A 7,142-nucleotide genomic window follows, 5' to 3' on the forward strand; every position below is an offset into this window, starting at 1 on the left:
ATCGGCAAATCGACGCTTCTGATGCAGGCCGCCGCCGCCCTCTCCCGCCGCGGCCACCGGATCATCTATGTCTCGGGCGAAGAGGCGGTGGCGCAGGTGCGCCTGCGCGCCCAGCGCCTGGATGCCGCCGATACCGAGGTGTTGCTTGCGGCAGAAACCAATGTCGAAGACATCCTCGCCACCATCGGCGAGGGTAAGCGCCCCGACCTCGTCATCATCGATTCGATCCAGACGCTGTGGAGCGACACCGCCGATTCGGCGCCGGGCACCGTCACCCAGGTGCGCACCGGCGTGCAGGCGATGATCCGGTTTGCCAAGCAGACGGGTGCGGCCATGGTTCTCGTCGGCCACGTCACCAAGGAAGGCCAGATCGCCGGCCCGCGCGTCGTCGAGCACATGGTCGATGCGGTCCTCTATTTCGAGGGCGATCGCGGTCACCACTACCGTATCCTGCGCACCGTCAAGAACCGATTCGGGCCGACCGACGAGATCGGCGTGTTCGAAATGTCCGACAAGGGCTTACGCGAAGTCACCAACCCGTCCGAACTTTTCCTCGGCGAGCGCAATTCGAAATCGCCAGGTGCTGCCGTCTTTGCCGGCATGGAAGGCACAAGGCCGGTTCTCGTCGAAGTGCAGGCGCTGGTCGCGCCGACCTCGCTCGGCACGCCCAGGCGCGCCGTGGTCGGCTGGGATTCGTCACGCCTGTCGATGATTCTCGCGGTGCTGGAGGCCCATTGCGGCGTCAAGCTCGGCCAGCACGACGTCTATCTGAACGTCGCGGGCGGCTACCGCATTACCGAGCCGGCGGCCGATCTCGCGGTCGCTTCCGCACTGGTCTCGTCGCTTGCCGGCCTTGCCCTGCCGGCCGATTGCGTCTATTTCGGCGAAATCAGCCTCTCGGGCGCTGTGCGACCTGTGTCTCAGACCGCCCAACGCCTTAAGGAAGCTGAGAAACTTGGTTTTGCAGGGGCGATGCTGCCGGCCACCTCCGCCGAAGTGCCGAAGGGTGCCAACGGACGCTGGGTGACGATCGAGGACCTGCCGGACCTGGTATCGCGCATTGCCGGTTCCGCCGCCAAGCTGAGACAAACGCCGGAAGATGATTGATCTTCCGTTAACAAGCCCGCTGATGTATGACGGCTGCGGTAAGGCGGGGCGCCGGGCTAAAAGCCGGCAAGTCTTGAAGTCGGCAAGTCTGGAGTAGATCATATATGCCCATCACGATTTTCGATGGTATCGTCATCGCTGTGACGCTGTTTTCCGCCGTTCTCGCCATGGTTCGCGGCTTTTCGCGAGAGGTGCTGTCGATAGCGAGCTGGGCCGGCTCAATCGCCGCCGCCTATTACCTCTACCCCCTGGTTCTGCCCTATGTGAAACCTCACCTGAGTGACGAGCGCATCGCGATCGCCGCGTCCGCGGGCGCCATCTTCCTGATCGCGCTGATCGTCATCTCGTTCATCACCACGCGGATCGCCGATTTCATCATCGACAGCCGCATCGGCGCGCTCGACCGGACGCTTGGTTTCCTGTTCGGCGCCGCTCGCGGCATCCTGCTGCTCGTCGTCGCTGTCGCATTCTGGAACTGGCTGGTGGCCGCCAATGCCCAGCCGACCTGGGTGACGCAGGCGAAATCGAAGCCATTCCTCGATACGCTGGTCGCCCGCCTCGAAGCCGTACTGCCCGCCGATATCGAGCCGCAGATCCGCGCGCGCATCCTCGGCAAGGAAGCAGCGCCTGCCGATGGCGCTCCGGCTCAGGACCAGCCGGCGGCAGATGACGCGCCTGCGACAAATAATTGACGTGATCTTGCGCTTGATGCAGCGCAAAACGTCACCATTTGTGGTATCATTCGCATCTAAGTGAAAAACAGGCTGGTTTCCGGGGAGCTTCTCCCCCGGCCGGCCTTTCCATTTTTCTGTCAGGGACAGGTTGTCCACAGGGATAAGGGGCCAAGATGAATCAGCCGGTTTCCGAGACATTCGCCGAGGACAGCGTCAACGAATGGGATGGCGATACGCTGCATGAGGAATGCGGCGTGTTCGGCATTCTCGGCCATCCCGAGGCCGCGACGCTGACGGCGCTCGGGCTGCACGCCCTGCAACACCGTGGCCAGGAAGCAGCCGGCATCGTCTCCTTCGACGGGTTGCGCTTCCATTCGGAACGCCGCATGGGCCTCGTCGGCGACCATTATACCGACCCTGTGACACTTGCCCGTCTCCCCGGCAATATTGCCATCGGCCACAACCGTTATTCGACCACCGGCGAGGTGGCGCTGCGCAATGTCCAGCCGCTGTTTGCCGAACTCGAAGTCGGCGGCATCGCGGTTGCCCATAACGGCAATTTCACCAACGGCCTGACGCTGCGCCGGCAATTGATCGCCGGCGGCGCCATCTGTCAGTCGACCTCCGATACCGAAGTCGTCCTGCATCTCATCGCCCGCTCCCGCTATTCGTCGACCGCCGACCGGTTCATTGATGCGATCCGGCAGATGGAAGGCGGCTATTCGATGCTCGCCGTCACCCGCACCAAGCTGATCGCCGCGCGCGATCCCACCGGCATTCGCCCGCTGGTCATGGGCGAACTCGACGGCAAGCCAATCTTCGCGTCAGAGACCTGCGCGCTCGACATCATCGGCGCCAAGTTCGTCCGCGACGTCGAGAATGGCGAAGTCATCATCTGCGAGATTCAGCCGGACGGCTCGATCTCGATCGACGCCCGCAAGGCCGGCAACGGTCAGCCGGAGCGGCTCTGCCTGTTCGAATACGTCTATTTCGCCCGCCCCGATTCCGTCGTTGGCGGCCGCAGCGTCTATGTCGCCCGCAAGAACATGGGCATCAACCTCGCGAAAGAAGCCCCGGTCGAAGCCGACGTCGTCGTGCCTGTGCCGGATGGCGGCACGCCCGCTGCCTTGGGTTACGCCCAGGAAAGCGGCATCCCCTTCGAATACGGGATCATCCGCAACCACTATGTCGGCCGCACCTTCATCGAGCCGACCCAGCAGATCCGCGCTTTCGGCGTCAAGCTCAAGCATTCCGCCAACCGGGCGATGATCGAGGGCAAGCGCGTCGTGCTCGTCGACGATTCGGTGGTGCGCGGCACGACGTCGCTGAAGATCGTCCGGATGATCCGCGATGCCGGCGCCAAGGAAGTGCATCTGCGCGTCGCCAGCCCGATGATCTATTACCCGGACTTCTACGGCATCGACACGCCGGACCGCGACAAGCTGCTCGCCAACCAGTACGACAGCCTGGAAGCCATGTGCCGGTATATCGGCGCGGACTCGCTGGAGTTCCTGTCGATCAACGGCCTCTACCGCGCCGTCGGCGGCGAAGACCGCAACAATGCGCGGCCGCAGTTCACCGACCACTATTTCACCGGCGACTATCCCACCCGTCTGCTCGACAAGGACGGCGAGACGATGGGCCGCAAGGTTTCGGTTCTGGCCAGCAACGGGTGAGGTGAGCGTCTCCCGAAGCTGAAATCAACGTCGAGCCAGATCGCCCCCCTCTGCCCTGCCGGGCATCTCCCCCACAGGTGGGGAGATTACAAGCGGCATGCTCTTCCCGCCAAACTCCTGATGCGATTGACAGCAACGTTTGTTGTTTGGGGAGGGCGGTGCGCCCATCCGATCTCCCCACCCGTGGGGGAGATGTCCGGCAGGGCAGAGGGGGGCTGGCTGGTTCGGCGCTCAATGAACAGGGTCTCCAACGACGACGACGCCTCTCCAACGCGCAAGGACTTGCGTAGGCTGGATCGCTGTGACAAGCACAGGGATGAGGGAGTCTGAGGCCGAACCTGTGCGAAAGAGGCCGCCTCCTCCACGAGATATCCACCGGCAACGGTAACCCGTTGCACGTATTGCTAAGGGCGGAAAATCATGACTATCGACCTGAAGGGCAGGATCGCGCTGGTGACCGGCGCGTCGCGGGGCATCGGCTATTTCACGGCGTTGGCACTCGCGAAAGCCGGCGCGCATGTGATCGCCACCGCCCGCACCGTTGGCGGCCTGGAGGATCTAGACGATGCGATCAAGGCGGCCGGCGGCACCGCCACGTTGGTTCCCTTCGACATCACCGACATGGCGGCGATCGACAAGCTCGGTGCCTCGATCTTCGAGCGCTGGGGCAAGCTCGACATCCTCGTTGCCAATGCCGGCATCCTCGGCGTCATCTCACCGCTCGGCCATATCGAAGCGAAGGTGTTCGAAAAGGTGATGCTGACCAATGTTACCGCCACCTGGCGGCTGATCCGCTCGGTCGAGCCGCTCTTGACCAAATCCGATGCCGGCCGCGCGCTGATCATGTCGTCCGGCGTCGCATCCAAGGCGCCGGCCTTCTGGGGCGCCTATTCGGTCTCCAAGGCTGCGGTCGAGAACATGGCCCGCATCTGGGCGGCCGAGACCGATCACACGCCGCTCAAGGTCAACATCGTCAATCCCGGCGCCACCCGCACCGCGATGCGCGCCCAGGCCGTGCCTGGCGAAGACCCGGAAACCCTGCCGCATCCCTCGGAGGTGGCCGAAAAGATCCTCTTCCTCGCCTCCCCCGACCTTCAGGATACCGGCCGCCTGTTCGTCGTGCGCGACAACAGGTTCGTGGATTTCCGCGCGCCGGAATAAAGCCCCCTCCGTCACGGGTTATCCACGTTTGGCAGTGGTCGATTGTCCGCGTCGACAAGGAACACTTGGGGACCGTGTCATGGAAACGATGCGGCTGATCAGCTCAGCGATGACCGACGACGCGCGGCGCAGATCCATCGCCCAGGCCCTGCTCGACAACAGCAATCCGCCGACCGACAAAGGCCGGTGACGCGCCCTAGACATTCTCCGCCTCCTGATCCAGCGTCTTGGCGCGGCGTTGCAGACTTTCGCTGAGCTTGCGAAGCTGTTCCTCGTCCAGCTTTTCAATTCCGATGAACTCGTTGGCGGCCTGGCTCGACAGGATCAGTTCGTCGAGTTTCGCCTGGACCGCCTCGCCGTCCCTGTTCTGGGAATTTTGCAACACGAAGACCATCAGGAACGTGATGATCGTCGTTCCGGTGTTGACCACCAGCTGCCAGGTTTCCGAAAATCCGAAGAACGGTCCGGTAACGCCCCAGACGACGATCAGAACGACGGCGGCGACGAAGGTGACGGGTTTTCCCGACCAGGAAGCGACGGCGCTCGAGAAGATGTCGAAAATGTTGCGGTGTCTATCCTGTCTGGCCATTTGGCATCCATCCGATGGGGCACGATTTCCGCCCATCAACGTGCGAAGCCCATGTTTTGATCCCTATGGCAGATCAATGGCCGACCTCACCGGTACCCCCATGTATAAAATCCGATTTCTGTTATGCTGCGGGTCCTGCGATAGGGCGCAGGAACTTTAAATTTCGGGGGAATCTGATGAGAAACATCGCTTTCTGCTTCTTCGGCGCAGCCGTGCTCTGCGTCACCGTCGGCATGTTCTGGGGCATTCACATGGCGATCTCAGGCGACCATCTGATGGCGCCGGCGCATGCGCATCTGAACCTGGTCGGCTGGACGACCATGGCGATTTTCGGCCTCTACTACACCGTGACGCCGGCGGCTGCCGAGACCCTGCTGGCGAAGGTGCATCTCGGCTTTGCAGTCCTTGGCGTCCTCTGTCTCGTGCCAGGTATCGCGATGGCGGTGTCGACGGGCGGCGAAGCGCTTGCCGCGATCGGTTCGATCATTACCGTCATCTCAATGCTGATCTTCCTGTTCACGGTCGCCCGGAACGGCATCGGCCGCAAGGCGGCGTAAGGCGGCTTCATATTCTCCGGCGCGGGCGACGCCCACTTGACCAAATGGCTTGCCCGCGCCATAACGCCTTCCATGAAAACGGCGATTTCCATTTGTGGGATCATTATCCGCTAGTGTTCGCGCTGGCCCGGCCGTTTTCGTCTCTCGAAAAGCCTTGAAGACAAACGACCCGGCCGGAGCCGGATGTTTTCGTGTTTTCCCGAACGCGAAAGCATCCGCCTCCTAGTTGATAATGAGAGCGGGATGTCGTCCGAAAACCGCGTTCACTTTTCGGCATCCCGCTCGACCGGATGCTCGCCGTGCGAGACTGTTGGGGAGATTTTTCGATGAGCATTCCGCTCAGGTTCTACAATACGCTGACCCGTGAAAAGACGGCGTTCGCGCCGATCGACCCCCAGAACGTACGCATGTATGTCTGCGGCCCGACGGTCTACGATTATGCCCATATCGGCAATGCCCGACCGGCCATCGTCTTCGACGTGCTCTTCCGGCTGCTCCGTCACATCTATGGCGAGGCCCACGTCACCTATGCCCGCAACATCACCGACGTCGACGACAAGATCAACGCGCGGGCGCTGCGCGACCATCCCGGCCTGCCGCTCAACGAGGCGATCCGCCTCGTCACGGAAAAGACCGAGACGCAGTACCACGAGGACGTCGCCCTGCTCGGCAATCTGAAGCCGACCGTCGAGCCGCGTGCCACCGACACCATTGCCGAGATGATCGAGATCATCGAGAAGCTGATCGGCAACGGCCATGCCTATGTGGCAAAAGGCGAAGTGCTGTTCGACACCAAGTCGATGGCCGATTACGGCCAGCTTTCCAAGCGTCCGCTCGACGAACAGCAGGCTGGTGCCCGCGTTGCCGTCGATGCGCACAAGAAAAGCCCCGGCGATTTCGTGCTGTGGAAGCTCTCCTCCCATAACGAGCCCGGCTGGGAAAGTCCCTGGGGTCGCGGCCGTCCGGGCTGGCACATCGAGTGCTCAGCGATGAGCCGGCGTTATCTCGGCGAGGTGTTTGACATCCATGGCGGCGGGCTCGACCTGATCTTCCCGCACCATGAAAACGAGATCGCCCAGTCGCGTTGCGCCCACGGCACGGAGGTGATGGCGAATGTCTGGATGCATAACGGCTTCGTGCAGGTCGAAGGCCGCAAGATGTCGAAGTCGGAGGGCAATTTCATCACTATCTATGACCTGCTGCACACCGAAAAATTCGGCGGCCGCCAATGGCCGGGCGAGGTGCTGCGGCTGGCCATGCTGATGACGCACTACCGCGAGCCGATCGACTTTTCGGTGAAGCGGCTGGAAGAGGCCGAGCGCCTTCTCGCCAAGTGGCCGGCGGCGGAAGCCTCCGGTGCCGCCCCTTGCGATGCGGT

The 7,142-nt window shown here is 62.5% G+C and carries 7 protein-coding genes; 6 read left to right on the forward strand and 1 reads right to left on the reverse strand.

The window, feature by feature from the left end:
* From radA to MOV61_RS26915, 4 genes are all read left to right on the forward strand, one after another.
* The coding region (gene radA / locus MOV61_RS26900; RefSeq protein ID WP_247138773.1) for a DNA repair protein RadA at positions 1-1,107 on the forward strand (1,107 nt) is incomplete at its 5' end.
* A gap of 104 nt (positions 1,108-1,211) precedes the next feature.
* Positions 1,212-1,799, forward strand: coding sequence for a CvpA family protein (locus MOV61_RS26905; RefSeq protein ID WP_038541640.1), 588 nt, complete (start codon positions 1,212-1,214; stop codon positions 1,797-1,799).
* Between the two features lie 155 nt (positions 1,800-1,954).
* Positions 1,955-3,457: an amidophosphoribosyltransferase gene (purF, locus tag MOV61_RS26910; RefSeq protein WP_247138774.1), complete on the forward strand. Its 1,503-nt coding sequence runs from the start codon at positions 1,955-1,957 to the stop codon at positions 3,455-3,457.
* Between the two features lie 420 nt (positions 3,458-3,877).
* Positions 3,878-4,618, forward strand: a complete 741-nt coding sequence (locus tag MOV61_RS26915; RefSeq protein WP_038541632.1) for an SDR family NAD(P)-dependent oxidoreductase — start codon at positions 3,878-3,880, stop codon at positions 4,616-4,618.
* Between the two features lie 196 nt (positions 4,619-4,814).
* Here MOV61_RS26915 and MOV61_RS26920 read toward each other — a convergent pair whose 3' ends face one another.
* Complete coding sequence (locus tag MOV61_RS26920; protein ID WP_247138775.1) at positions 4,815-5,207, reverse strand: low affinity iron permease family protein; 393 nt, start codon at positions 5,205-5,207, stop codon at positions 4,815-4,817.
* A gap of 176 nt (positions 5,208-5,383) precedes the next feature.
* On the opposite strand from MOV61_RS26920, the gene MOV61_RS26925 reads away from it, so the two are divergent.
* Entirely contained in the window at positions 5,384-5,764 is a 381-nt protein-coding gene (locus MOV61_RS26925) for a hypothetical protein (protein ID WP_247138776.1), read from the forward strand.
* A gap of 326 nt (positions 5,765-6,090) precedes the next feature.
* The coding region (cysS, locus tag MOV61_RS26930; protein WP_247138777.1) for a cysteine--tRNA ligase at positions 6,091-7,142 on the forward strand (1,052 nt) is incomplete at its 3' end.

It is taken from the genome of Neorhizobium sp. BETTINA12A (assembly GCF_023006485.1).
Classification (GTDB): domain Bacteria; phylum Pseudomonadota; class Alphaproteobacteria; order Rhizobiales; family Rhizobiaceae; genus Neorhizobium.

Excerpts from the sequence above, each read along its gene's own strand:
- MOV61_RS26915 (WP_038541632.1), top strand. The coding sequence starts at position 3,878 with ATGACTATCGACCTGAAGGGCAGGATCGCGCTGGTGACCGGCGCGTCG.
- MOV61_RS26925 (WP_247138776.1), top strand. The coding sequence starts at position 5,384 with ATGAGAAACATCGCTTTCTGCTTCTTCGGCGCAGCCGTGCTCTGCGTC.
- MOV61_RS26905 (WP_038541640.1), top strand. The coding sequence starts at position 1,212 with ATGCCCATCACGATTTTCGATGGTATCGTCATCGCTGTGACGCTGTTT.
- MOV61_RS26920 (WP_247138775.1), bottom strand. The coding sequence starts at position 5,207 with ATGGCCAGACAGGATAGACACCGCAACATTTTCGACATCTTCTCGAGC.
- purF (WP_247138774.1), top strand. The coding sequence starts at position 1,955 with ATGAATCAGCCGGTTTCCGAGACATTCGCCGAGGACAGCGTCAACGAA.